The 22,560-nt window shown below is 68.9% G+C and carries 22 protein-coding genes and 1 pseudogene; 8 read left to right on the top strand and 15 right to left on the bottom strand.

All coding sequences use genetic code 11. From position 1 onward, the window contains the following. Positions 1–3,180 (bottom strand): glycoside hydrolase family 3 C-terminal domain-containing protein, encoded by a 3,180-nt coding sequence (locus ACFXJ5_RS16955; protein WP_459253987.1) that lies wholly within the window; start codon positions 3,178–3,180, stop codon positions 1–3. A 160-nt stretch (positions 3,181–3,340) separates the two neighbouring features. After that, positions 3,341–5,503 (bottom strand): discoidin domain-containing protein, encoded by a 2,163-nt coding sequence (locus ACFXJ5_RS16960; protein WP_384631171.1) that lies wholly within the window; start codon positions 5,501–5,503, stop codon positions 3,341–3,343. 289 nt (positions 5,504–5,792) lie between these two features. Between ACFXJ5_RS16960 and ACFXJ5_RS16965 the strand changes: the two genes are divergently transcribed. Then, positions 5,793–6,845, top strand: a complete 1,053-nt coding sequence (locus tag ACFXJ5_RS16965) for a LacI family DNA-binding transcriptional regulator (protein WP_384631172.1) — start codon at positions 5,793–5,795, stop codon at positions 6,843–6,845. A 220-nt stretch (positions 6,846–7,065) separates the two neighbouring features. After that, positions 7,066–8,202 (top strand): chitinase, encoded by a 1,137-nt coding sequence (locus tag ACFXJ5_RS16970; RefSeq protein ID WP_384631173.1) that lies wholly within the window; start codon positions 7,066–7,068, stop codon positions 8,200–8,202. A 216-nt stretch (positions 8,203–8,418) separates the two neighbouring features. Here ACFXJ5_RS16970 and ACFXJ5_RS16975 read toward each other — a convergent pair whose 3' ends face one another. Further along, positions 8,419–9,555, bottom strand: a complete 1,137-nt coding sequence (locus tag ACFXJ5_RS16975; RefSeq protein ID WP_384631174.1) for a Fic family protein — start codon at positions 9,553–9,555, stop codon at positions 8,419–8,421. A gap of 148 nt (positions 9,556–9,703) precedes the next feature. Between ACFXJ5_RS16975 and ACFXJ5_RS41260 the strand changes: the two are divergent. The 5 genes and pseudogenes from ACFXJ5_RS41260 to ACFXJ5_RS16995 form a co-directional block, all read left to right on the top strand. Next, positions 9,704–9,988 (top strand): annotated as a pseudogene (locus ACFXJ5_RS41260) (site-specific integrase); the annotation flags it as partial. 294 nt (positions 9,989–10,282) lie between these two features. Next, a complete protein-coding gene (locus ACFXJ5_RS16980; protein ID WP_384631175.1) occupies positions 10,283–10,576 on the top strand; it encodes a hypothetical protein in 294 nt (97 codons plus the stop codon). Further along, entirely contained in the window at positions 10,573–11,139 is a 567-nt protein-coding gene (locus ACFXJ5_RS16985) for a DUF6907 domain-containing protein (RefSeq protein WP_384631176.1), read from the top strand. Before ACFXJ5_RS16980 ends, ACFXJ5_RS16985 begins: the two co-directional genes overlap by 4 nt. Beyond that, positions 11,139–11,576: a helix-turn-helix domain-containing protein gene (locus ACFXJ5_RS16990; protein ID WP_384631177.1), complete on the top strand. Its 438-nt coding sequence runs from the start codon at positions 11,139–11,141 to the stop codon at positions 11,574–11,576. The genes ACFXJ5_RS16985 and ACFXJ5_RS16990 overlap by 1 nt, the downstream gene beginning before the upstream one ends. Beyond that, a complete protein-coding gene (locus tag ACFXJ5_RS16995; protein WP_384631178.1) occupies positions 11,563–11,859 on the top strand; it encodes a hypothetical protein in 297 nt (98 codons plus the stop codon). The genes ACFXJ5_RS16990 and ACFXJ5_RS16995 overlap by 14 nt, the downstream gene beginning before the upstream one ends. Positions 11,860–12,062: 203 nt before the next feature. Here the strand turns inward: ACFXJ5_RS16995 and ACFXJ5_RS17000 are convergent, their stop codons facing one another. The 5 genes from ACFXJ5_RS17000 to ACFXJ5_RS17020 all read right to left on the bottom strand — a co-directional run bounded on the left by ACFXJ5_RS17000 (position 12,063) and on the right by ACFXJ5_RS17020 (position 14,308). Further along, on the bottom strand, positions 12,063–12,374 hold the full coding sequence (locus ACFXJ5_RS17000) for a hypothetical protein (RefSeq protein ID WP_384631179.1): 312 nt from the start codon (positions 12,372–12,374) through the stop codon (positions 12,063–12,065). Next, the gene (locus tag ACFXJ5_RS17005) at positions 12,371–12,601 is read right to left on the bottom strand and encodes a hypothetical protein (RefSeq protein ID WP_384631180.1); all 231 of its coding nucleotides are present in this window, start codon (positions 12,599–12,601) and stop codon (positions 12,371–12,373) included. The genes ACFXJ5_RS17000 and ACFXJ5_RS17005 overlap by 4 nt, the downstream gene beginning before the upstream one ends. Before the next feature lie 123 nt (positions 12,602–12,724). After that, the gene (locus ACFXJ5_RS17010) at positions 12,725–13,564 is read right to left on the bottom strand and encodes a helix-turn-helix domain-containing protein (protein WP_384631181.1); all 840 of its coding nucleotides are present in this window, start codon (positions 13,562–13,564) and stop codon (positions 12,725–12,727) included. Next, positions 13,561–14,097: a DUF6879 family protein gene (locus tag ACFXJ5_RS17015; RefSeq protein ID WP_384631182.1), complete on the bottom strand. Its 537-nt coding sequence runs from the start codon at positions 14,095–14,097 to the stop codon at positions 13,561–13,563. Before ACFXJ5_RS17015 ends, ACFXJ5_RS17010 begins: the two co-directional genes overlap by 4 nt. A gap of 1 nt (position 14,098) precedes the next feature. Then, positions 14,099–14,308 (bottom strand): hypothetical protein, encoded by a 210-nt coding sequence (locus ACFXJ5_RS17020; RefSeq protein ID WP_384631183.1) that lies wholly within the window; start codon positions 14,306–14,308, stop codon positions 14,099–14,101. Positions 14,309–14,754: 446 nt separating this feature from the next. Here ACFXJ5_RS17020 and ACFXJ5_RS17025 point away from each other — a divergent pair, with 446 nt between their 5' ends. After that, positions 14,755–14,886, top strand: coding sequence for a hypothetical protein (locus tag ACFXJ5_RS17025; RefSeq protein WP_384631184.1), 132 nt, complete (start codon positions 14,755–14,757; stop codon positions 14,884–14,886). Between the two features lie 25 nt (positions 14,887–14,911). On the opposite strand, the gene ACFXJ5_RS17030 is transcribed toward ACFXJ5_RS17025, so the two are convergent. The 7 genes from ACFXJ5_RS17030 to ACFXJ5_RS17060 all read right to left on the bottom strand — a co-directional run bounded on the left by ACFXJ5_RS17030 (position 14,912) and on the right by ACFXJ5_RS17060 (position 22,461). Continuing rightward, positions 14,912–19,468 (bottom strand): phage tail tape measure protein, encoded by a 4,557-nt coding sequence (locus ACFXJ5_RS17030; RefSeq protein WP_384631185.1) that lies wholly within the window; start codon positions 19,466–19,468, stop codon positions 14,912–14,914. 3 nt (positions 19,469–19,471) lie between these two features. Continuing rightward, positions 19,472–19,729 (bottom strand): hypothetical protein, encoded by a 258-nt coding sequence (locus ACFXJ5_RS17035; RefSeq protein ID WP_384631186.1) that lies wholly within the window; start codon positions 19,727–19,729, stop codon positions 19,472–19,474. Further along, a complete protein-coding gene (locus ACFXJ5_RS17040) occupies positions 19,726–20,205 on the bottom strand; it encodes a hypothetical protein (RefSeq protein ID WP_384631187.1) in 480 nt (159 codons plus the stop codon). Before ACFXJ5_RS17040 ends, ACFXJ5_RS17035 begins: the two co-directional genes overlap by 4 nt. A 2-nt stretch (positions 20,206–20,207) precedes the next feature. Next, positions 20,208–20,429 carry a hypothetical protein gene (locus ACFXJ5_RS17045; RefSeq protein ID WP_384631188.1) on the bottom strand — a complete coding sequence of 74 codons (222 nt, stop codon included), beginning with the start codon at positions 20,427–20,429 and terminating at the stop codon, positions 20,208–20,210. 1,191 nt (positions 20,430–21,620) lie between these two features. Next, on the bottom strand, positions 21,621–21,851 hold the full coding sequence (locus ACFXJ5_RS17050; protein WP_384631189.1) for a hypothetical protein: 231 nt from the start codon (positions 21,849–21,851) through the stop codon (positions 21,621–21,623). Beyond that, complete coding sequence (locus tag ACFXJ5_RS17055; protein ID WP_384631190.1) at positions 21,848–22,165, bottom strand: hypothetical protein; 318 nt, start codon at positions 22,163–22,165, stop codon at positions 21,848–21,850. Before ACFXJ5_RS17055 ends, ACFXJ5_RS17050 begins: the two co-directional genes overlap by 4 nt. After that, the gene (locus ACFXJ5_RS17060) at positions 22,162–22,461 is read right to left on the bottom strand and encodes a hypothetical protein (RefSeq protein ID WP_384631191.1); all 300 of its coding nucleotides are present in this window, start codon (positions 22,459–22,461) and stop codon (positions 22,162–22,164) included. The genes ACFXJ5_RS17055 and ACFXJ5_RS17060 overlap by 4 nt, the downstream gene beginning before the upstream one ends. Between the last annotated feature and the right edge of the window lie 99 nt (positions 22,462–22,560).

Here is a 22,560-nt window from a genome sequence, read left to right on the forward strand (position 1 = left end):
TCAACTGACCGTCCATACGAAGTCGGCGGTATCGGTGGCACCGCCGCTGTCGGTCGCGGTGACGTGGACCGTCCTGGTGCCGGTGGAGGTGGCGGTGCCGGAGATCACCCCGGAGCGGCTGATGGACAGTCCGGCGGGCAGCCCGGTCGCGGTGAAGGTGAGGGCGGACCCGGCCGTGGTGGTGCGTCCGGCGATCCGCAGCTCCACCGCGCTGTGGGCCTGGCTGCTCATGCCGTGCGGATTGGTCACCGTCACGCTGCCACCAGAACTGCCCGTGTCGGTGAGGGCCTTGGCGCTCAGCGTGCTGCTGACGGTCAGGGCCCCGGTCAGGGGCAGGTTCCTGGACGAGTCGCCGACCATGATCTGGTAGCTGCCGGCGGTGGTGGTCCAGCCGCCGGCGCTGTCCGACCAGTGCGCCAGATCGTGCGCGGTGACGGTGAAGTGCACAGTCTGGCTCGCCCCCGGTTGCAGGTCGACCCGCTGGAATCCCTTGAGCTGCTTGGCCGGTTCACCCGTCGAGGCCGGATCGCCGACGTACAGCTGGGCGATCTCGGCGCCCGCCCGGCCGCCGGTGTTGGTGACGGTCGCGCTGACCGTGGCATTGCCGCTCGCGTCGAGCGCGCCGACCTGGAGGCCGGAGAAGGAGAAGGTCGTGTACGACAGCCCGTACCCGAAGGGGTAGAGCGGGGTGATGTTCTGGGCGTCGTACCACCGGTAGCCGACCTTGAGGCCCTCCGAGTACTGCACCGTGCTCCCGTCGCCCGGCCACTGGGCGGTGGTGTGCGCGGGCACGTCGGCCAGGCTCGCCGGGAAGGTGACCGGCAGCTTCCCCGAGGGGTTGACGTCGCCGAACAGCAGCGCCGCCACCGCGTTGCCCACCTCCTGGCCGGCGTACCAGTTCTCCAGCACGCCCTGGACCTGACCCAGCCACGGCATGGTGACCGCCGAGCCGGTGTTGAGGACCACGACGGTCTTCGGGTTGGCGGCCGCGACCTGCGAGATCAGCGAGTTCTGCTGCCCCGGCAGGTCGATGCCGGTCAGGTCGGTGCCCTCCCGCTCCCCGTAGCTGGCGAAGACGATCGCCACGTCGGAGTTACGGGCCAGGGTGACCGCCGACGCGATGTCGGAGGCGTCGTTGTACTGCACGCTGACCCCGGAGCCCGCCCGGTTCTGGATGCCCGTCAGCGGCGAGACCGTACCGGAGCTGGTGGCGGTGGCGCTGCCGCCGCCCACGCTCTGCACGCCGGCGCCGCCGTCGGTGCCGAGGACCGCGATGGACTTCGTCGTCGAGGTCGACAGCGGCAGGATCCCGGTGTTCTTCAGCAGGACGCTGCCCTGCTCGGCGACCTGGCGGGCGGTCGCCTGGTGCGCGGCGGAGGTGACGACCGCCGTGGTCGAGCCGGTCTTCGTCTTGTCGAAGAGGCCGAAGGAGAACATCTGGGTCAGCACCCGGCTCACCATCGTGTTCAGCGTGGCCTGGCTGACCTGGCCGTTGGCGAGCGCCTGGGCCAGGAAGTCGGCGTAGAAGTAGCCGCCCGGCATCTCCATCGTCATCCCGTTGTTCGCCGCCGCGACGGTGGAGTGCGCCGCGCCCCAGTCGCTGGTGACGAATCCGCCGAAGCCCGCCTGCTGGTAGAGGGCGGTGTTCAGCAGATACGGGTTCTCGCAGGCGTACGTGCCGTTGACCGTGCTGTAGCCGCACATCACCGACGCGGCCGCGCCCTTGCTCACCGCGTCCTGGAAGGCGGGCAGATAGATCTCCTGCAGGGTCCGGGTGTCCACGACGGCGTTGTCGGCCGGCCCGTTGCGGTTGGTCTCCTGGTTGTAGACCGCCGCGTGCTTGGCCTGCGCCATGACGCCCTGGCTCTGCAGGCCCTGGATGGAGGCGGTGGCCATCTGCCCGCTGAGATACGGGTCCTCGCTGTACGTCTCGAAGGCCCGGCCCCAGCGCGGGTCGCGCACGATGTTGAGCGTCGGGCCGAGCGCCACATCGGCGCCCTTGCCCGCGAACTCGTTCCCGGCGACGGCGCCGTACTGCTGTTGCAGACCGGTGTCCCAGGTCGCGGCGGACGACACGGCCGAGGGCAGCTGGGTCACGCCGCCGAGGCCGTCACCCACGCCGCTGGGGCCGTCCTGGAAGCCCATCGCGGGGATGCACAGCGACGGGATCGCGGACATGTCGCCGATGTAGGGCGAGGAGTCGCCGTTGCCGTGCAGCATCTGGATCTTCTGGGCCTGCGTCATCTGCTCCATGACCTGGGCGACACGGTCGGCGACCGGTGCGCTGGAGCCCACCCAGGGGCAGACCCCGTTTCCGCCGGAGGGCGGGGTGGTGCCGCCGGGGGTGAGAAGCGTGAACTCCCAGAGGGAGTAGCCGTACTGGGTGGCCCGCTGGGTGCCGTACAGGCGGACGTAGCGGCCGGTGCCGTTCAGGCTCAGCGTCTCGGTGTTGCCCGTGCCCGTGGTGGTGGAGTAGACGGTGGACCAGTTCGTGCCGTCCGCCGAGGTCTGGATCTGGTACGCCTTCCCGTACGCCGTCTCCCAGCTCAGCTGTGCCCCGCAGATCGTCTGGCTGGAGCCGAGGTCGACCTGCAGCCACTGCGGATCACTGGCGGCGCTGGACCAACGGGTGCCGAGGTTGCCGTCGAAGGCCGAGCTCGCCGGGGTGCCGGTGTTCTCGGTGGAGGACGCGGTGGCGGGCTTGCCCAGCGCGGCGGTCGCGGTGCCGCAGGCGGCCGCCGAGCCGCCGTAGACCTGGAACTCCCAGAGGGAGTAGCCGTACTGGGTGGCCCGCTGGGTGCCGTACATGCGGACGTAGCGGCCGCTGCCGGTGAGGCTCACCGTCTGGGTGCCGCCGGTGCCGGTGGTGGTGGAGTAGACGGAGGTCCAGCTCGTGCCGTCCGCCGAGGTCTGGATCTGGAACGCCGTCGCGTACGCCGTCTCCCAGGTGAGGACGACCTGGGTGATCGACTGGGTCGACCCCAGATCGACCTGGAGCCACTGCGGATCGCTGAAGGCGCTGGACCAGCGGGTGCCGGTGTCGCCGTCCACGGCCGCGGACGCGGGCGAGGCCGTGTTCTCGGTCGAGGACGCCGTCGCGGCCTTCCCCTGGGAGAGCAGGACGGGATCGGCGGCCACGGCCTGCTGAGGCGTGCTCATCAGGCCGAGGACGGCGATCATCAGGAACCCGAGAAGGGCAGCCAGCCGTGACCTCGACGTCGACGCGCGCCGGCGTCGTCTCGCGTACCGCGTCTGGGACATGGTGGCTGCCCTTCTCTTACGGGTGTGGGGGGATATGTGGGGGGATGTGGGGGGTCTGGAGGTCTGGACGTGTGGGGGGTTACTGCGAGACGCGCACGTAGTCGATCAGCATCTTCTGCGGGAAGACGGTCGAGGCGTCGGGAGCGCCGGGCCAGTCACCGCCCACCGCGTTGTTGAGGATGATGTAGAACGGGTGGTCGTACACCCAGGGGCCCTTGGTCTGTTCCAGGGTCGAACGCTCCACGGTGAAGAAGGCGTTGCCGTCCACCGAGAACGTCATGTGGCTGGAGTCCCAGTCCAGGGCGTAGGTGTGGAAGGCGCTCGCGAAGTCGCTGCCCGCGACCGTGTAGGGGAGGCCGTAGCCGCCGGCGCCGAAGTAGGCGGGCGCGTGAATGGTCGAGTAGACGGAGTCCGCGACCTTGCCGACGTGCTCCATGATGTCGATCTCACCGCAGTTGGGCCACGGCGTACCGGTCTTGAAGTTGGAGCCGAGCAGCCAGAAGGCGGGCCACAGTCCCTGGGTGCCGGTCACCTTGATGCGGGCCTCGACATGGCCGTAGGTGAAGTTGAAGTGGTCGGAGGTGTTGATCCGGCCCGAGGTGTACTGGCAGGTCGTGCTGCCGCTCAGCGGGTCCGTGGGGCAGCTGGAGCCGGGGGTGACCTCCTTGCGGGCCTCCAGGACCAGATTGCCGTTCCCGTCCTGGTAGGCGTTCTTGTTGTCGGTGTAGTACTCCAGCTCGTTGTTCACGCCGGCGCCCGCGTCCGCCGTCCACTTGGACGAGTCCGGGGTGGTCCCGGAGGCGGCGTTGAACTCGTCGCTCCACACCACGTGTTCCGGGTTGCCCGGGTTCGGCGGCAGCGCCGGGGGAGCGGTGGGGTTGCCGCCGGTGCCGTAGACGTCGAAGGTCCAGAGGGAGTAGCCGTACGCAGTGCCGCGTGCGGTGCCGTACATCCGCACGTATCGGCCCGTGCCGTCGACGGTCAGCGTCTCCTTGAAGCCCGTGCCGGTGGTGGTCGAGTAGATGCTCGTCCAGTTGGTGCCGTCGGACGAGACCTGGATCTGGTACGCGGTCGCGTAGGCCGGGTCCCATTGCAGGACGACCTTGTCGATGTGCGCGGTGGCTCCCAGGTCCACGGCGATCCAGCCGGGGTCGACCCAGCCGTTGGTGTCACTGGTCGCCCAGCGGGTGGCCGGGTCCTCGTCGAACGCCTTGGCCGGGGTGCAGCCCGAGCAGTTGGCGCTGTCCTGGTAGGTGGAGGCGGTGGCCGGCTTGCCGTACGAGAGCAGTACGGAGCTGTCCGACGGCGGGGTCGTGGTGCCGGTGGTGAAGACCTGGAACTCCCAGAGGGAGTAGCCGTACTGGGTGGCGCGCTGGGTCCCGTACATCCGGATGTAGCGGCCGGTGCCGGAGAGGGTGATCAGCTCGGTCGCCCCCGGGCCGGTGGTCGTGGAGTGGACGCTGGTCCAGTTGGTGCCGTCGGTGGAGACCTGGATCTGGTACGCGGTCGCGTACGCGGTCTCCCAGCTGAGCTGGACCCCGCAGACGGACTGGCTCGAGCCGAGGTCGACCTGGAGCCACTGCGGGTCGGAGGCGGCGGAGGACCAGCGGGTCCCCGTGTTGCCGTCGACCGCTGCGGAGGCGGGGGTGCCGGAGTTCTCGGTGGACGACGCGGTGGCGGTCTTGTTGAGTGCCGCGTTGGTGGTGCCGCAGCCCGCGTCGGTGGTGCCGGCGGTGCCGTAGACCTGGAACTCCCAGAGCGAGTAGCCGTATTGGGTCGCGCGCTGGGTGCCGTACACGCGGACGTAGCGGCCGGTGCCGGTGACGCTCAGGGTCTCGGTGCCGCCGGTGCCGGTGGTGGTGGACCGGATGCTGGTCCAGTTGGTGCCGTCGGTGGAGGTCTGGATCTGGTAGGCGGTGGCGTACGCGGTCTCCCAGTTCAGGATGACCTGGCTGATCGTGGCGGCCGCGCCGAGGTCGACCTGGAGCCACTGCGGGTCGGCGGCGGCGGAGGACCAGCGGGTGCCCGCGTCGCCGTCGACCGCTGCGGAGGCGGGGGTGCCGGCGTTCTCGACCGAGGAGGCGGTCGCCGTCTTCCCCTGGGAGAGCAGCGTCGCGGCGGCCTGGGCCGGTGAGCCGGTCACGGCCACGGCGAGCACCGCCACGAGAGCGGAGACGACTGCGAGGGCGATGCTGCGGTAGCTCAGGCGTCTTGCGAAGGGGGTGGGGGGACTGCCTGTCATGGCGTCTCCTCTCGGTAGTCGCCAGGCAGAGAGAGCGCTCTCTCGGGTCCTGCGATAATTACGGCGCTGTTGCTTACATGTCAACGAGTAGGACGAGATCCGGCCGAAGCCTTCATTAGTTGACAGTCAACTCGCCCAAGACCCGGGCTATTTGCCGGACTTGACGGGATACGTGGCGTCGGTCGGCCGGGGGCCGTGTCCGATGCCTCGACAGTTCGTATGCGTTGCCCTGGGGCCGACTCCCCGGGGGAGCGCTCTCTCGACCAAGTGGCCAGGGTATAAAGGCGTGATGAGCTCCGATCCGCCCCCGCTGCCCCGGCCGGCCACCCTGGAGGACGTCGCACTCGTGGCAGGCGTCTCCCGGGCCACCGTGTCCCGGGTGATCAACGGTGCGCAGACCGTCGACCCGGCCATGCGACGCGCCGTCGAGCGTGCCATCGCCGACACCCGGTACGTACCGAACCGGGCCGCCCGCTCCCTGGTCACCCGGCGCACGGGCTCCATCGCCCTGGTCGTCTCCGAGCGGGAGCAGCGGGAGGTCACGGACGCCTTCATAGGGCGGATGTTCACCGACCCCCACTTCGGCAGGGTGGTCAGCGGTGTGCTCGACGTCCTGCGCCCGGCGGGCACCCAGATGCTGCTGATGCTCGCCGACGACGACACCTCCCGCACCCAGCTCGTCAGCTACCTGCGCCAGGGGCACGTCGACGGCGTCATCCTCATCTCCTCACACGCCGCCGACCCGCTCCCCTCCATGCTCACCAGAACCGGGCTCCCCGCCGTCCTGGCCGCCCGCCCCGCCCAGCCGACCGATATCAGCTTCGTCGACGTCGACCAGCAGGCCGGCGCCAAGGTCGCCGCCGACCACCTCGTCGCCCTGGGCTGCCGCAACATCGTCACCATCTCCGGCCCCCTGGACATGCCCGCCGGCCAGGACCGCCTCGCCGGATTCCGCGCCGCGATGGCCGAGCACGGCAGACCCGACATCATCTCCGCCGAAGGCGACTTCACCCAAGCGGGCGGCGCCGCCGCCATGAAGCGACTCCTCGGCGAACACCCCGGCCTCGACGGCGTCTTCATCGCCTCCGACCTGATGGCCCTGGGCGCCCTCCCGGTCCTCTACCGCCAGGGCCGCCGCGTTCCCGAGGACGTCGCCGTCGTCGGCTTCGACGACAGCAGCGCCGCCCTCGCCTGCGACCCGCCCCTGACCACGGTCCGTCAGCCCGTCGAGGAGATGGCCGCCGAAATGGCCCGCCTCCTGCTCCGCCGGATCAACGAGCCCGACCGCCCGGTCACCTCTGTGATCTTCCAACCCGCCCTGGTGGCACGGCAGTCCGCCTGACCGAGGCGACCGCGGAGCGGCAGTGCCGTGCCGGCTCAGCTAATAGTAAAGACTCTTGACAGATGATTGGACTAGACCAATCATTGATCGCAGTCCGGCGGGTCGGGAGTCATTCCCGGAGGTTGGGGCGGCCGTGGGTGGTCGGTCGGACGGATTTCGCACAGAATCCGCGCTCGTTTCTGTCCTGTCCTGCTTGCTCTTTTCCTCTGTGGGAGCGTTGATGAGACGATCTAAAACCGTTCGCGCGTCACTGGCGGCCATAGCCACCGCTGCCGTGTCCGCCGGACTGGTTGTCCTCGGGGGAGGCGCCGCCCAGGCCACCTCGGCCGCGTCGGCACCCATGCCGCCTCACCTGTCGGCCCCGTACTTCGAGACCTGGTCCGGCCAGAGCCCGGCCACGGTCGCCGCCGAGTCCGGCAACACGTACCTGACGATGGCCTTCCTCCAGACCGACGCGCCCGGATCGTGTACGGCGTACTGGAACGGCGAGACGACCCAGCCGATCTCCAAGTCGGTCTTCGGCAGCGACATAGCGAAGATCCAGGCGCGCGGCGGCAACGTCATTCCGTCCTTCGGCGGCGGCCAGGCGGACGGCAACCAGACCGAGCTCGCCGACAGCTGCACAAGCGTCGACGCCATCGCGAAGGTGTACGAAAGCCTGGTCACGACGTACGGCGTCACCCGGATCGACCTCGACATCGAGGGCGCCTCCGTCAACAACGCCGCCGGGGTCGACCGCCGCAACAAGGCGATCGCGCAGGTCCAGCGCTGGGCCCAGCGCACCGGCCACAGCGTGCAGTTCGCCTACACCCTGCCTGCGGCCCCGACCGGGCTCGAGTACAACAGCCTCGACTTGCTGCAGAACGCCGTCGACAACGGTGCCCGGGTGGACATCGTCAACATCATGACGTTCGACTACTGGGACGGCCTGGACCACGACATGGCGGCCGACACCGAGACGGCCGCGGCCGCCCTGCACGACCAACTGGCCGCGCTGTACCCGTCGAAGTCGTCGGCGAAGCTGTGGAACATGATCGGCGTCATCGAGATGCCCGGGATCGACGACTACGGACCCAACGAGACGTTCACCACGGCCGACGCCGTCACCGTCGAGCACTGGGCCGTCTCCAAGGGGATCAACACCCTCTCCTTCTGGGCCCTCCAGCGCGACAACGGCGGCTGCCCCGGCACCGCCAGCGCCCCCACGTGCTCCGGTGTCGAGCAGCCGGACTGGTACTTCAGCCACGCCTTCGAGCCCTTCAACCACGGCCGCAGGACCAAGCCCGGCGATCTCCCCACCGGGGCCTCACCGACTCCCGCCTCCCCGGCACCGACGGCTCGCAACCGGCGTATGTGATCCCTGAATCCCTGAGCTGAATTGACGTGCCCGAACAACACGTCGGCCGTGCCACCCCCTCACGGGATGGCACGGCCGACGGCGTGGAGACGGTGTTTCGGCTTGGATGTCGAAGTACTGCATGAAGAAAGATCTGACCAGCGGCTTTACAGCACCTTGGTTGATCATCTTGCACAACCGCTGCACAAAAAGTTGATCAGGATTGCCCGGCGCTGATCAATTGGCGTAAGGATTCCCCAAGGTCATCGGGGTGCGAGCGATATCGAGGGCGGACTGGGGGAAGCGCGGGCCTGCGGTGTAGTAGCGGGCCCGAGTCCGGCCGACGGGTTCGAGGATCTGTGCGGTGACGAGGTCGCGGAGGTCTCGTTGCGCCTGCTGCAGGCTCAGGCCTTCGGCGTGCTCGTATCGGGAGCGGCGGACGCGGCCGGCCATGGCCACGTCGTGCAGGGCGGTCACCGCGCGCTCGTCCAGGCGGTTGTTCTCGGCGAAGTCGGCCAGTGATCCCCATACTCGCCCGGAGCGGTCGAGTCGGCCTTGGACGGTCTGGGCCTGTTGGTGGTAGGCGGTCAGGTTGAAGCGGATCCAGTTGGAGACGTCCTGGTCGGGGACGTACTCCGGTCCCCGGTCTGCGAGTTCGCGGTAGTACTCCCAGGTGTTGCCAGGGCGGCCCAGCCAAGCCTCGATGGACGAGAACTCCGGGGCCAGGACTCCTTCGCGACCGATCATGAGCGTTTGCAGCGAGCGGGACATCCGGCCGTTCCCGTCGGCCCAGGGGTGGATGGAGACGAGGTGCAGATGTGCCATCGCGGCTCGCACCAGTAGGTGGGTTTCATCATCGACGTTGAGCCAGTCGACGAGTTCCTGCACCAGCACGGGAACGCTGTCGGCGTCCGGGGCGGTGTACGCCGCGATGCTGGGGTCGCGGGCGTCAGTGACGTAGACCGGGCCGCGACGCCACTGCCCTGCCGGTTTGCGCACGGTGTGGCGATGGCCTTGCAGTATCCAGTGCAGGGCGTTGAGCAGACCTTTGCTGTAGGTGAAGTCCCCCGCGTCGTGGAGTGTGTGGATGTACGTCATCATCCGCTGATAGGCGAGGGTCTCCTCACGGTTCTCCTCCGAGACCTCGACGTCGCGCTCGCCGTCCATCAGGTCTTCCACGTCGACCGTGGACACCTTGAATCCCTCGATGGAGTTCGAGGCCGCGACGGCATCTGCGGTCAGGAACTTACGGAGTCCAGCAGTCCATTTCGACGGCGCTGTGCGCACTTGGTGCCGCAGCGCCTCCCGCATGCGGTCGATCTCGCCGAGCACGTGTTCGTCGACGGGGCTGAGGGCAGGAGTCGGGTAAAGCATGCAAGAATAATACATTGACGCAGTCATTGCGTCAATGTAGGAAGGCTGCGCTTTTGAGGGTCCTTGGCCAGCACCACCCGCATCAGCGCACTCGTCCAAGCCATCCTCACCCTCCGCCTCAACGCCTCAGGCTGAGGTTGGGAAAGGCTCAGTGGGAGTGATCCCGGAGAGGCGACCGGGCGAGCGCTTCGCCTCGTCGCGCGGACATGGGATGTACGTGCTGCGGCACTTCTTCGCCTTGGTCGTCCTGGACGCGGGGGGAACATCAAGGCTCTGGCCGAGTACCTCGGGCACTCCGATCCGGGGTTCACCCTTTGCGCCTACACGCACCTGATGCCGGGTAGCCAGGCGCGCGCGAAAGGCCGTCGATCACGTCTTCCGACAGCGGAAGGTCGCGAACGACGGCCCCAGCACGGCCCCGGTGGTCAGCTAGGTGCTCTGACCTGCGGCGTTGTTAAATGTCGAAGTACAGCTCGAACTCGACACGCCGGGCTGACCACCTGCGGGTATACCCAGAGCACACCTTCTGACCTGCGTGTTCATCTCTCAACGTCTGTCATCGTTTGCCGACTCCAGCCAGGCTCGGACGGAACAGAAACGGAACAGACGGAACGCGGGCCGCCCTCGGCGCCGGTCTCCCTCTCGGAGACATAGCGGCGCCGTCCGGTGCTCGAACACCGAACGGCGCCTTGATCCAGCCCTTCTCGATCAAGGAGCCAGACCCGCCATGAACGCTACCCCGGAAGCCATCTGCGGGCAGTTGCCCGCACCCATCGTCGAGCTGCTGTCCGCAGTCCGTGACGCGCTCGAGCTGCCGACCGCCGACACCACCGCAGACCACCACGCCCGCGCCATCCTGCTCGACGCCCGAGCCAGCGACGCTCAGATCATCCTCGCCGCCGTCATTCGGGGTGACCTCATCACGGACTGCACCAACCAGCTCCGCGGCTGGACTGCCGAGCGGCCCGTCACGTACCGGGTGTGGGTGCCCGAGCAGGCCGAGGGCGAGGGCCAGCGATGACCGAGCGCAGCGTCACCATCTACACGGCCGACCACGGCCCGGTCACCATCCCCGAGCCCGCGTGGTGCACCGCCCCGCACAGGGACGGCGGCTACCGGGAGGACATCACGCACGCAGGGCCGGACGTCGACCTCACCACCGACACCGGCGACGGCCCGGCGGTCCTGCTCTCCTTCGCCCTCGAGCAGCACCCGTTCCAGGATGACGCGGGCCCGGGTGGCGGAGTGTTCGTCAGCGTCTGGCTCGCCGACGGCGAGTACCACCCGCACGACGTCGACGGGCTCGAGCGCCTGGCCGTCGACCTGGCCGAGGCCGGCCGAGGCGTACGCCTCATGGCTCGCCGCCTGGCCGCCGAGACCGGGCAGCGTCCCCGCCCGCAGCAGCCCGGCGAGGTGCTCGCCGCGATGGCGCAGCGGCTCGCCGAGCAGGCCGCCGCCGGCCGCGCCCCGTGGGCCGACATCACCGCCGACTCCGGAGAGCGGCACGTCACCACGCAGCAGGCGGTGGGCCCGTACGTGGTCCGGCTGACGGCGACCATCACGGCGCAGGAGGTGACCGAGTGATGACGACGACCGCCCCCGCGACCCGCACCGACCGGGCCGCCGCCGCACGCCAGCTCGCCGACGACGGGCTGAGCCACCGGGCCATCGCCCGCGAGCTCGGCGTCTCGAAGGACACTGTGCGCCGGGACCTGACAGCCCGTGGCTCACTGGCCGATGCGCCAGATGCGCCGCAGCTCGAGGCCGTCCTGCCGGGTGCACACCCGAAGGCCGTCGAGGCCATACGGAGCCTGCGCAACATCGACGGCGAGGCCCTGGCCGTCGACGTGCGCCAGGCCTGCGCCACCCGGCCCTACCTGCTCGGTGTGGTCCGCCGTGCGGTCGAGCTTCTGGCCGAGACGGGTCCGCTCGAGGTCCTGGACCAGCTCGAGGCGCGAGGCCTGGCCGAGCAGCTGAACGCGCTCATCGCCGAGGGCGGTGAGAGAGATGACGACGCCTGAGCCGATAGGGCCCCATGACGAAGCCATCGACGCCCTCGCGGTCCAGCTCGGCCGCATCGCCCAAGCGCTTCGCGCGCCGTACCTGCCTGAACTGCGGCTCGCCCGAATCCAGATCGCGTACGAAGGCGCCTTCGAGGCCCTGCTCGACACTTACGAGGACCTGCAACGAGCCCGCGACGGCCGCCCGCCCCGCGCGCCCCAGGAGGCCGTACCCGCGGTGACGCAGTCGACGCGGGGTGCCGCCCGAACGACGTCCACTGGTGTCGAGCTGCGCAGCCTCTGACCGTCGAACGCACAGCAAGCGCCCCCGTCGATATGGCGGGGGCGCTGCTCTGTGCTGGTCGTGGAGGGTCCGGCCCGGGCGGGCGAAGCACTGGGCCCCGGCCGTAAGACCGGGGCCCAGCTCTGGCCGCCTGCGCCGTCCGCTTGGGGCTGGCTCGGCGCAGGGGCCGGCTTATGGGGCGGCAGACCATGGACGGCCCAGTCTCAGGGCTGTGCGCCGCGGGACCGCTTGTAGGCGGCCCACAGCCTCTCGCCGTCGTCGCATCGGCCGTTCCCCGAGTTGCACCACTCGGGGCAGCCCCGGAGGTGCGTGAGGAACGCGACGTACGCCACCTCGACGGGCGACTCAGGGGCGCGGGTGGCATGCCAGGCCTGGCCGAGCTTGGAGGTGACCTGGCGGACCCGCTCGGCTTGCTCAGCCGGCGTTGCGTCGGGGACGTCGACCAGGAGGTCACGCAGGGCTTGGCCGAGGGCTTCGGAACGGCGGCCGAACAGGTCGTCGTTGTCGGTGGTCACACTGACCTCCCGGCCGGTTGCTTGGTCGTTTCGCAGTCCGGCGCGCATGCCCACAACTCGGTCGGCACGGTCTTGCTGCCGTACGCGATGTCGTGGACCCCGATCGACCGGTCGGCGTAGAGCCTGCGCGCGCACAAGGCGCAGAACCAACCGTTGATCTGGGCCTGGCTGAGGGCGGATAGGTCCGGCACCTCGCCGGCCGCCGCAGGGACGGGCAGAGCGCCCATGGATGCCTCCCCTGTACAGATCAGCAGCCCTGAGCGGGCTTGCTACCTGTCTGAAACGGTAGGAAGGCAGGGGAGAAAAGTGTAGAAAATTTCTCGGGATTTCTCGGATTGCTCGGGCGGGGGCTACTGGCGCTCGAGGTCGGCCAGTGCCTTCGTGATCAGAGCCCGGGCGTCGCCGTCGTAGCGCGCTGAGGTCGCCAGCCGGTCGAAGATCCGCCGGTACAGATCCAGCTCCTGAGGTTGCACCAGGCGCAGTTCGGCGTCGAACGTCTCGACCATCACGACGTCGTCGTCGAACAGCCAGAAGCCATGCGCCGGCGCCACCGGCAGCCGCACCCCGAACGGGACCACGCCAAGGCGAACTGACGACAGGGTGGACGCCGCCACGAGCCGGTCGAGCTGCCCGGCCAGTACGACGTGCGGCGCCGTGCCGTACCGCAGCACGGCCTCGGTGATGACGAAGTGGAAGCGGCGGCCGCGCTGATAGAGCACCTCCTGACGCTGCATGCGCGCCTGTACGCCCGCGTCGAGGTCGTTCTCGATGCTGTGGAGCTCGATTACCTCGGCCAGGCGGGCGCGCGCGTACTCGGCCGTCTGGAGGAGCCCGGGGACGTACGTGGACTCGAAGCCGCGGATGACACGGGTGTGGGCGTCGATCTCGGTGAGGGCCTGTTGGCGGACGCGCGTGCCGTTGCGGAGCTGGCGGCGCCACTCGGCGTACTGCGTCTCGAGGGAGCGGAGCGCGGCCACCAGATCAGGCGCGGCACTCTCGGCGCCGCAGGCGCGGCACCAGGCGGCGATGTCCTCCGACGTGGGGTTCTGCCTGCCGAGCTCGATCTTGCTGACCTTGCTGGCAGGCCAGGCCAGCGCCTCCGCGAGCGCCTTGCCATTCAATGTGGCGTCGCGGCGTACCTCACGGAGACGCTGACCGAGCGCTTCACGCGCTTCGTGGATGCGGGTCAACTGTTCTGGGCCCGGGCCTTGATGTAGTCGGAGTAGGGGACGGCGTGGTGCCAGGCGACATCACGCAGGTAGCTGTGGTGTACCACCTCGGCCGGATCTTCGACGAACTCGGCACCCAGCGGTCGCCCTTCGGGGTCGAAGTGCATGCGTGCGAGACGGCGGGAGTCGAAGAGCCAGTAGTCGTAACCCGGCAGGCTGAGCTTGGCGGCCTGGTCCTCCGGGAGGTAGCGGATGTCCTCGCCCACCTGCACGTTGAACTGGCACAGGTAGAGCTCGAACTCGAGGTAGTCGGTGAGGACCTCCGGCACGACGCGCACCCGCTCGATGCGCTTGCCCTGCTCGATGCCAGCCTGCATGGTGTCCAGCCACGGCTGGAACCAGTCGGTACGGGGGTCCTCGCCGCGTCGGAACCGGGCGAACGGCTCCTGCTCTTCATCGACGGTGTAGACCTCGCGGGTCTCCAGCCGCCAGGCGGTGTGCTCGAAGTCCTCGAAGAGCCGGCCGAAGGCCTCACCGGTGATCAGGTCAGGCACGTCACTCCTTGTCGTCCCGGGGTGCGAAGCGGGTCAGCAGCTCGCGAGGTACCTCGACGAAGGTCTCGCCCTCGAGGACGTCACGCAGGTCGGCCAGGGCCTCGGCGTCGGTGACCTTGTAGCCCTGGACCACGAACGTGCCGCGATCCGTCTCGTACAGGGTCGGGCAGTTGCCGCCGGCGGAGTTCGTACCGACGAAGCGTAGCTTCATGGGCTTGCTCCTCTGGTAGGGATTTCTCGAAATTGCAGCACTGCGGCGCGGGCGAGACAAGGGTGCGAAATCAGCCAAGAGCAGGCAGGCATTGGCGCGTTGGGTCCCGGTCACCTCCCCGGGGCGATTCAGCGGCCGGGCCGCCACGTAGGGCCAGGCCGAGGATCAAGGTTGACAATGTGCACCTTGATGAGCCCGTACGCCCCGGGCGCGCACCGGCTGAGGCCGGGGGTACGCACAGAGCGCGTACCCCTCTCGGTCCGCCCCAGGCGCGCGCCGGCCGAGGCGCCGGGGGTACGCACTGAGCGCGTACCCCTCTGTCCGCCCCGGAGGGGATCGCCGTTGTCGGCGAGGCGTCCGAGCCGAGCAGCACCCGCGCGAAGTACGTGAGCCGCCGCGGGCCTGCGTTGGATCCGAAAGTGCCGCCGCCGCCGGACACGGAGTCGATGAGTGTCCAGCCCGACGGCGTCGACGGGATCGAATCGGCGGTATTGCCGGATACGACCTGGAGGATGGCGAGCTGCCCGGCCGCGGGGCTGGGCACGACGGCCGTCACGGTGTCGGTGTGCGTGACCTGAGCACCGGTGTTGGTCAGCGTGATCGTCACCGTCGGCCCACCTTCTGCCGGAACGCCGTCCGGTCCTCACTCGCCTTGATCTTCGGCTTCACCTGGACATCGATCAGGTCCTTCAGCGCCGCGTCGTTGAAGTGGACGTGCACCTCGCTCCCCCCGTTGTTGGCCAGGGCCGCGGCGAGCTGCTCCATCGCTTCGGTGTGCCGGGCCGTGAGGGCCGAGCTCGAGCCCGCACGGGCCCTGTTCGTCACCTTCGGCACGACGATGCGGGGGATGGACACCCCGGCCGCGGTGGCCGCCATACGGGATGCTGCGGCGGCGATGTGTGGGGCGTGGGCGTCCATGCCGGCCACCACGCCGGCGCCGACCTGCCAGCCCACCTCGTCCCGCATGACCACCGACGGGCTGTTGATCTTCAGCGACTTCTTGATCGCCTTGACCATGCCCGCGGCGAGCTTGTCCATCTGCTTCTGGAGATCCTTCTCCTGAGCCTTCAGGCCCGCGAGGAAGCCCTCCCCGGCGTGCTTGCCCGAGTCGTACATGACGTCGGCCATGTTGTTGCCGAAGCTGGTCGCCAGCTTGTTCTGCGACGTGAACAGTGCATTGAGCTGGGTGATTTGCTGCGCGGTGACGCCGGGGTCGCCGAGGATCGTCGCGAGCTGGCTGCCGGGGCCGGCCGCGGCGAGCTGCTCCAGGAGGTCCTTGGACGCGCCGCGGTCCCGCAGTGAAGTCGCCAGCTTCGAGAAGTCGCCCGCGGTCTTCTGCGAACCCTTCATCTGCGAGATCAGGTCGGTGACCGAACCGGCGGTCGTGCCCGAGATGCTGAGGTAGTCCAGCAGGTTCGTCTTCTGGTCGCTCGCGTACGACTTGGCCGCGGCGATCTGTGCCGAGACGCCGGCCTTCTTGTCGGCGAGCTTCTCCAGCTTGTCACCCGTCTTCATGACGGACTTGGCGAGCTTGTCGAAGCCCGCGTTCAACAGCTTGGTGTTGAGGCTCTTCAGGGCGCTGGCGATCGCGGACGATGAGCCGGTGGCCAGGGTCTTCTGGAGGCCGTTGGCGATCGTGTTGGCGATCGACGTCTTCGCCGACCGCTTGGCGTTGGCGAGCGCGATCTCGGCGGCCTTCAGCTCCTTCTCTGCGGCCTTGAGCCGCTTGTCCGCAGCCGCCTCACCCTTGTGCCGCCTCTTGGCCCTCGACACGGCGTCCCTGGCGTCCGAGACGGCCCTCTTGTCACGCCGCACCCTGTCCGCGGCGTTGAGGATGGTCCCGGAGGCGTAGCCGGGCAGCTTGATGCCGTTGGACTTGGCGAACGCCATCGACTGCGGGTGAGAGAGGACGTCTTCGCCGCCCTTGAAGTTCACCAGCTCGGGTCCGCGCTCGCCGACCCAGGCCAGGCCTCGGGCGGCTCCGCTGGTGCCCTTGGCGTACCAGTGCGGACTGCGGCCGAGCCACGCGTTGTACGCCGCCCCCGGGCTGCCGTACCGGGACTTGATGTACGACAGGCCCCACTTGATCTGCGTGGCCGGGTTGGTCTGCCAGTCCGAGCCGGCCGACGCCATCTTCTTCGCCGGCAGCGCCTGCGGGATGCCATACGCGCCGGAAGAAGCGTTCTTCGCCTTGGGGTTCCAGCCGGACTCGCCCTGCCACAGAGCCCGCAGCGCCGCCCACTGGTCGGCGCCCCAGCCCTTGGCCTGCATCATCTGCCGGCCGAGGTTCATGATGGCCGTCGAGCCTGTGCCGTGGACACCCAGGCTCCCGCCCGCCAGGCCGCTCGTGGCGGCCGTGTTGATGCCGCTTTGCAGTTTGTGCAGCTGGTTGTAGAGCGCCTGCTCGAAGCGTGCCGCACCGAAGTACGCCGCGCCCGCGTCGGCCTTCCCCCAGGCCCCGGACGCACCCGCGATTCCGCCGTTCTTCAGGCCCCGGGCGTTCAGGTGCTCCAGCAGGCCCCGGAACATCTTCGTCGACCGGGCGTTGACGACGTACTCGCCGTTCGACAGCCATGTGGGGATCGCGTCATCACGCGGACCGCCGGGGCCGTAGACGATGCCGCCACGGGCACGGACGAACGTGCCGGTCTTGCTGTTGAAGCTGGTCAGGTGCAGTCCGGCGATCTTCTTTTCAGCCGCCGTCATCTGCTGCTGAAAAGCGAAGCTCGCCGACGACGACAAGTCCTTGGAGAACTTCGCGAAGCTGCCCTTGACGTGCTTGGTCAGCCATTTCACATCGGCGGCGATGTCCTTCTGGTTGCCGGCCGTCTGGTCGGCGTAGAACTTGGCGATGTGGCGCTGCAAGCTCTTGGTGTTCGCGTGCGAATTGTCGATCAGGCCGTGGGTGGAGTCGTCCTGCCACTGCTTCGTGGCCCTCGCCACCGCGGCGATGTCCGCCTTTTCCTTGCTCTTGCGGCCGTGGAACGCATCGTCGGTGTATTTGCCATACGCCGCGGTCAGCGTGTTCCAGTCCCGTCCCGTGACCTGGATCTGCTTCTTGGTCACCGCGTGGGACTGCGACTTGTGCTCGGCCAGAAACTCCGACCAGTGCCTTTGCTGGCTGGTGTCCATGCCCGCGAAGACCTTGGACATCGACCTGTTGAACGCGGTGTTCAGGTCCGTGCCCTGCTTCTTGAGATTGGCGCCCATGCTGCCGACGTCCTGGCCGAACTTGTTGCTGAACTGGGCGGCGGACTGGCCGAACGCCGTGCGGCCCAGATACAGGGCGCCGGCCACCTTGGTGCGCCCGTCGTTCACCGCATTGATGTACTCGGTGTGGGCGGCCAGGGAGTCGCCCGCGGCAAGGCGCAAAGTCTTCAGGGTGGCCGGGTCCTGGAAGGAGTTGGCGAACTTACGGTACGCCGCGGAGAAGTGCGCCCCTCCCGCCGAGGAGGCCGCGGTGACCAGACCGGAGCCCTTCTCGATGAGCCCGGCCGAGTCGTCCGACGCCTTCTTGACGTTGTGCCCGTACAACCCAACGGCGCCGATGAGAGCCAGCGCCCCGCCGGTCACCAGGGCTGCGCTGCTGATCCCCGCGGCGGCAAGAACCCCGCCACCGGTGGCCGCACCGCCGGCGGCCGCGCCACCGGCCCCGGTCGCGCCTGCCGCCACGCCGGCCCCGGCAGCCGACGTCCCCACCAGGGAACCGAGGCCCCGGCCAAGCGCGGACGTCCAACTGATCGCGGCAAGCGCCTGCGCGGTGATGAGGATCTTCCGCATGGCGGCGCCGATCAGCACCAGCTGGGCGACCGACTTGCCCGCCGTCGTCGTTCCCAGCCACTTGATCGAGGCCACGAACAGCTTCACGCCAGCCATCGCCACAGGAGCCAGCGGCTTGACCGTGTCGACGAGGATCTTCCCGATGCCAGCCAGTCCGGTGAGCAGATCCTTGAGCTCACCTTGCAGCGTCGCCATCGCGCTCTGCGTGCCCTGCGGAACCAGATCCTTCAGCAGCCCCTGCCCGAAGTGGATGACCGCCGGCAGCGCGGTCTTGTCCAGGTACGACACGAAGTGCGTGAGCGGTGGCAGGACCTTCATGCCGATCTTGATGGAGAGCACTTCGAGGTTCGAGACGAGCAGCTTCCACTGCGCCTGCGCGGTCTTGCGCTGCTCCTCGACTGCCTTGGGGAACTTGCCGATGCTGCCGTTGATCTGGTCTTGCTTCTTCTTCAGGACGTCAAGGTTGTTGACGAGCGCGAGGATCGTCGACGACGACCGTCCGCCGCCGAACGCACGGGAGAGCAGCTGGGACGCGGCCACTGCCGACATCCCGGACTTGTCGAGGTGGTCCTTGATGAGCTGGATAGCGCCGATCAGGCCGGACGGCCCGCGCATCGCCTTTGCCAGGGTCGTGCCCGACAGTCCGATCTTCGCGAGCTGCTTCTCCGCCTTGCCCGAGGGCGCCGCCAGGAGGCTGATCGACATCCGCAGCCGGGTCGCCGCGTCGACCGCAGGGACGCCTTCGTCGGTGAGTGTCGCCAGTGCGGCGCCGACGCTCTTCATGCTCAGGCCGAAGGTCTTCGCGGTCGGGAGGATGCCGGTGCCGATCGCGGCGGTGAAGTCCTCCATCCGCATGTTGCCCGCGCCGATGATGGCGTTGACGGTGGCCGCCGCCTCACTGAAACTCGTGGCGCCCTTGATGCCGGTCCGCCAGGCGCCCGCGAGTGCGTTGGTGGTCGCCTCGAGGTCGGCGCCGCCGACGGCCGCCAGGTCGCTGGCCTGCTTGAGCGCCTTCATTGCGTCGGCGTTGTCCATGCCGACGGACTTGAGGTGGTACAGGCTGTCCGCGAGGTGCTGGGGGCCCTGCTGCGTCTTCGTGCCGAGCTCCAGCACGGCCTTGCTGAGGACCTTGACGTCCTTGGCCGTGGCACCGGCCTGCGTCTGGATCTTCAGCATCTTCGACTGGAAGTCGACGGCCTGCTTCGCCGACTCGGCGAGCCCGACCACCAGGGCGCCGCCGACCGCCGCACCGGCATAGAGCGCGGCCTTGCCGACCCCGCGAAGGGTCCGGTCGAGGACCCCGGCCTTGCGGCCGACGTGGTCCATCGTGCGTGACGCGCGGTCCCGGGCGATGAGGTCGTAGACGACAGCCTTGCCCACCGCTCAGCACCCCCGCAGGCGGAGCAGCAGCTGCTCCTGGCGCAAGCGATTCGCTGTCTGGATACGGGCTGCCTGACGGCGCTCTGCGGGGTCCAGGCGGCGCTCTTGGAGCGTGGAGCGGAGGGCGCGCGGGTCACCGGCGGTCACGGCGGCGCGGCCCGCGAACTCGTGGTCACGTGCGGCGAGCTCGGCCAGGCGGGCAAGAGCCTGGGTCGGGGTGATCCCTGCGGCTGGGCCCCCCGCGTACTCGAGCCCGCTCATACCGGGTCCCTGTAGGTGTCACTGGTAGGCCGGGCAGCTTCGCTCTCCGGCACGTACATCAAGCTCGCGCAGTTGCCGGGGCCCGCCTCGCCCTGCCACATCGGACGGGGCGCGGTGCGCTCGTACGCCTCGGCGGCACCGCAGCCCGCTGTACCCGCCGCGTCCTGAGCTCTCCCCGGGCCGTGTCCAGCTCGCAGAACTTCGGTGCGCGCCTCGGTGGCGGCGTTACGGAAGGCCTCGGTGCGGTCGGACTCCCAGCGCTGGCAGGCGGCAAGGAACGCCGCCCACGCGCGATCATGTCCGGCGGCCACCTGGCGTACGCGGTCGATGAGCTTCCACGCGTCAACAAGCGACATCGACCCGTCCGGGTCGATGTCGAACCCGAACAAGCGCGGCTCAAGGACCTCCACGCCCAGTTCGGCGGCGACCTCGGCTACGGAGACCAGCGGCTCGGGCTTGCTTCGAAGCAGCGTCATCATCAGGCACCCGCCCGATCACTGCCGGAGCGGGTCTCAACGGCCCCGGCCCCGGAGGGCAGCAGGTCCTGAACGCTGAGCAGCTGGTTGCCGAGCGCGGCACGCACGGTGCGCAGCGCGTTGGCCAGCTTTCGGGGGTCGTGGGCGGCTCGTTCGGCGGTCCGCTGGCGGTTGGCTTCGTTCGCGGCGGCAGTGCGCGCCCGCGCAGATGCAGGATCGATCATGGAAGGCTCCAGTCGAGGAGCCGCATCCCACTCGGGATATGCGGCATCACCAGACGGAGTCCGCTCGCCACCACCCCTACCGGGGCCAAAGGCCGGCGCCTCTTCGCAACCGGCGGCCGAGCAATAGCGACTTCCGCGCTACGCGTTCGTCCCTGTGTGCCTCGCTGCGCCCAAGGCGGTACCGATCCGTTGTGTGCTTCGCCGCACCCAGCGCGGACACTGACCGGGAGAGCCCAAGTCGATGCCGTGGCGGTGTGGCTACGCGGTCCAGATTCGGTCCGTGGCAGCGCAGTTACGCGGTCCAAGACGAAGGTTCTCGACCGCTAGGCCGACGCGCCTTCACGATCAACGATAGACGCTCGCGTCTATCGTCGTGGCCTGCACAGACACCGAATTTTCCGACGGCCGATCAGGGCCGTCATCCTGTCCCGCGAGGCCGGCACCCTCGGCTCGTTGGGTGACGCTGAGTGAAAACGATCTTTTTGACAGCAAGATCACCAGCGACCCCGCCCCCATGGTCCCCGCAATGTGGACGCTTCATTTAATTCATGATCATGGATCCATGCGTCCATCACGCCTGGTCACCGTGCCCGAGGGGTAGCTGTGCAGGGTTCCTAGAAAGCGGTATTCCGGCACGGGTTCCTCGGGATTCCGCAGTGCGGATCGCATCCGGAGCAGCGCAGATCTTCCCAGCTCGCTACGACCCAACCCGTCGGGCGGGCGCCGCCACTCCCGCCAGTACCCGCGCCAGGCCGACGCTCCTGCGCCCGCCTCGCATTACCCAGCCGTCCGCCGGCCGCCCTGTTGCACCCCCTGTGAGCCAGGCGCCGCGGGCCCTTGGCGCCGCCCTCCACCCTGGCCACAACGTGGTCATAGTCCAACGGCTGGTCGTAGAACATCGGCCGGCCGCACCGCCAGCACGGCTCGCCGTCCTCCATCTCCGCGAGGGCCTTCGCTCGGGCCTGCTGGTGCTCCCACCCGAGGCCCTTCTGCGTGGTGGTCAGACCCTCCCGGGACGGATCGCCCTTCCTCGGTGACATTCAGTGTCCTTTCGCATCAATTGGATAGTTCTAGATGATCTTGGTCGGGCTTGAGAAACAGCACGGGGGGATCTGCCTGAATGTGGGAGGGATCAGGAGCCGATCTCCTCAGCAAGATCCACTTTCCTCGGCCCGTCACTATCCGTGCAGGTCAGCGGCGTGCGGCTCCCTTAAAGGTGTCTGGCAGGTCGTCGCCGCCTACTGCGCAGCCGGGCACGTGCTCGGTGTCGAGCCGTACGGCGCTACCGGGGCCGTCGGTGACTCGAGCTGGACCGCCACACCGCGGGCACTGACCCGTCGTGCGTACGTGGTCGACGATGGCGGCGAGTTCGTCCGGCTCGAGGTCGACGGCGACGTGCAGTGCGGGCAGACGGTGGGTCATCGCGTTGTACTCCTTCGTGGTCCAGCCGCGCCAGGTCGGGGCTGGTCGGGGGTCAGTGCTGCGGGCAGATCAAGGTGCGGCTGCTCTGCCTCGAGGTCGTCGAGCAGCTGCACGGCGCAGGCCCGTACGTCCTCGGGGAGTCGGTGCCGGCCGAGCAGGAAGCGGGCGCCCGCGACAGTACGGGCGCCATCGAGGGCGATCGCCACGACGCCGTACGCCTTGCGCCTCAGGCTGTGCACGGGCGCGAGTCGCTGTGCCTCCCTGGCCTGCTCGGCGAGGGCGGCCTGCCCGGCCGGGCGCGGCGGGGCGGTCACCTTCGCCGCCAGGGTGCGCGGCGGTACTTCGGGGTGCTCGGGTCCGAGTCGGGCTCGGCGGTCTCCTCGAGCGCGTCGGCGACCTCGGCGTAGATGTCGCTCCGGTTGTCCATCTCGGCGGTGAGGCGTGCATGGAGTTCGACCAGGGTGTCCATGTCGGCCTGGAGGACGTCGAGCCGGGCCTCGACCTGATCGCGGCCGAGGGCGACTTCCTCGTCGGTCCACTCTGCGACAGGCCGGGTCCACTCGACGTGGCCGTCGTCGTGGGCGTGGATACCGGAGGGCGGCTCGGTCACGGGCTTCTCCTTCGTCTCTGTCGCTGTCCGGGTCGTTACTGCCAATCACTGCCACCCCTAAAGGGGGGTGGCAGTTGGCAGCGTTGGGGCGGCGCTGCC

This window comes from Streptomyces sp. NPDC059373, assembly GCF_042751495.1.
GTDB lineage: Bacteria > Actinomycetota > Actinomycetes > Streptomycetales > Streptomycetaceae > Actinacidiphila.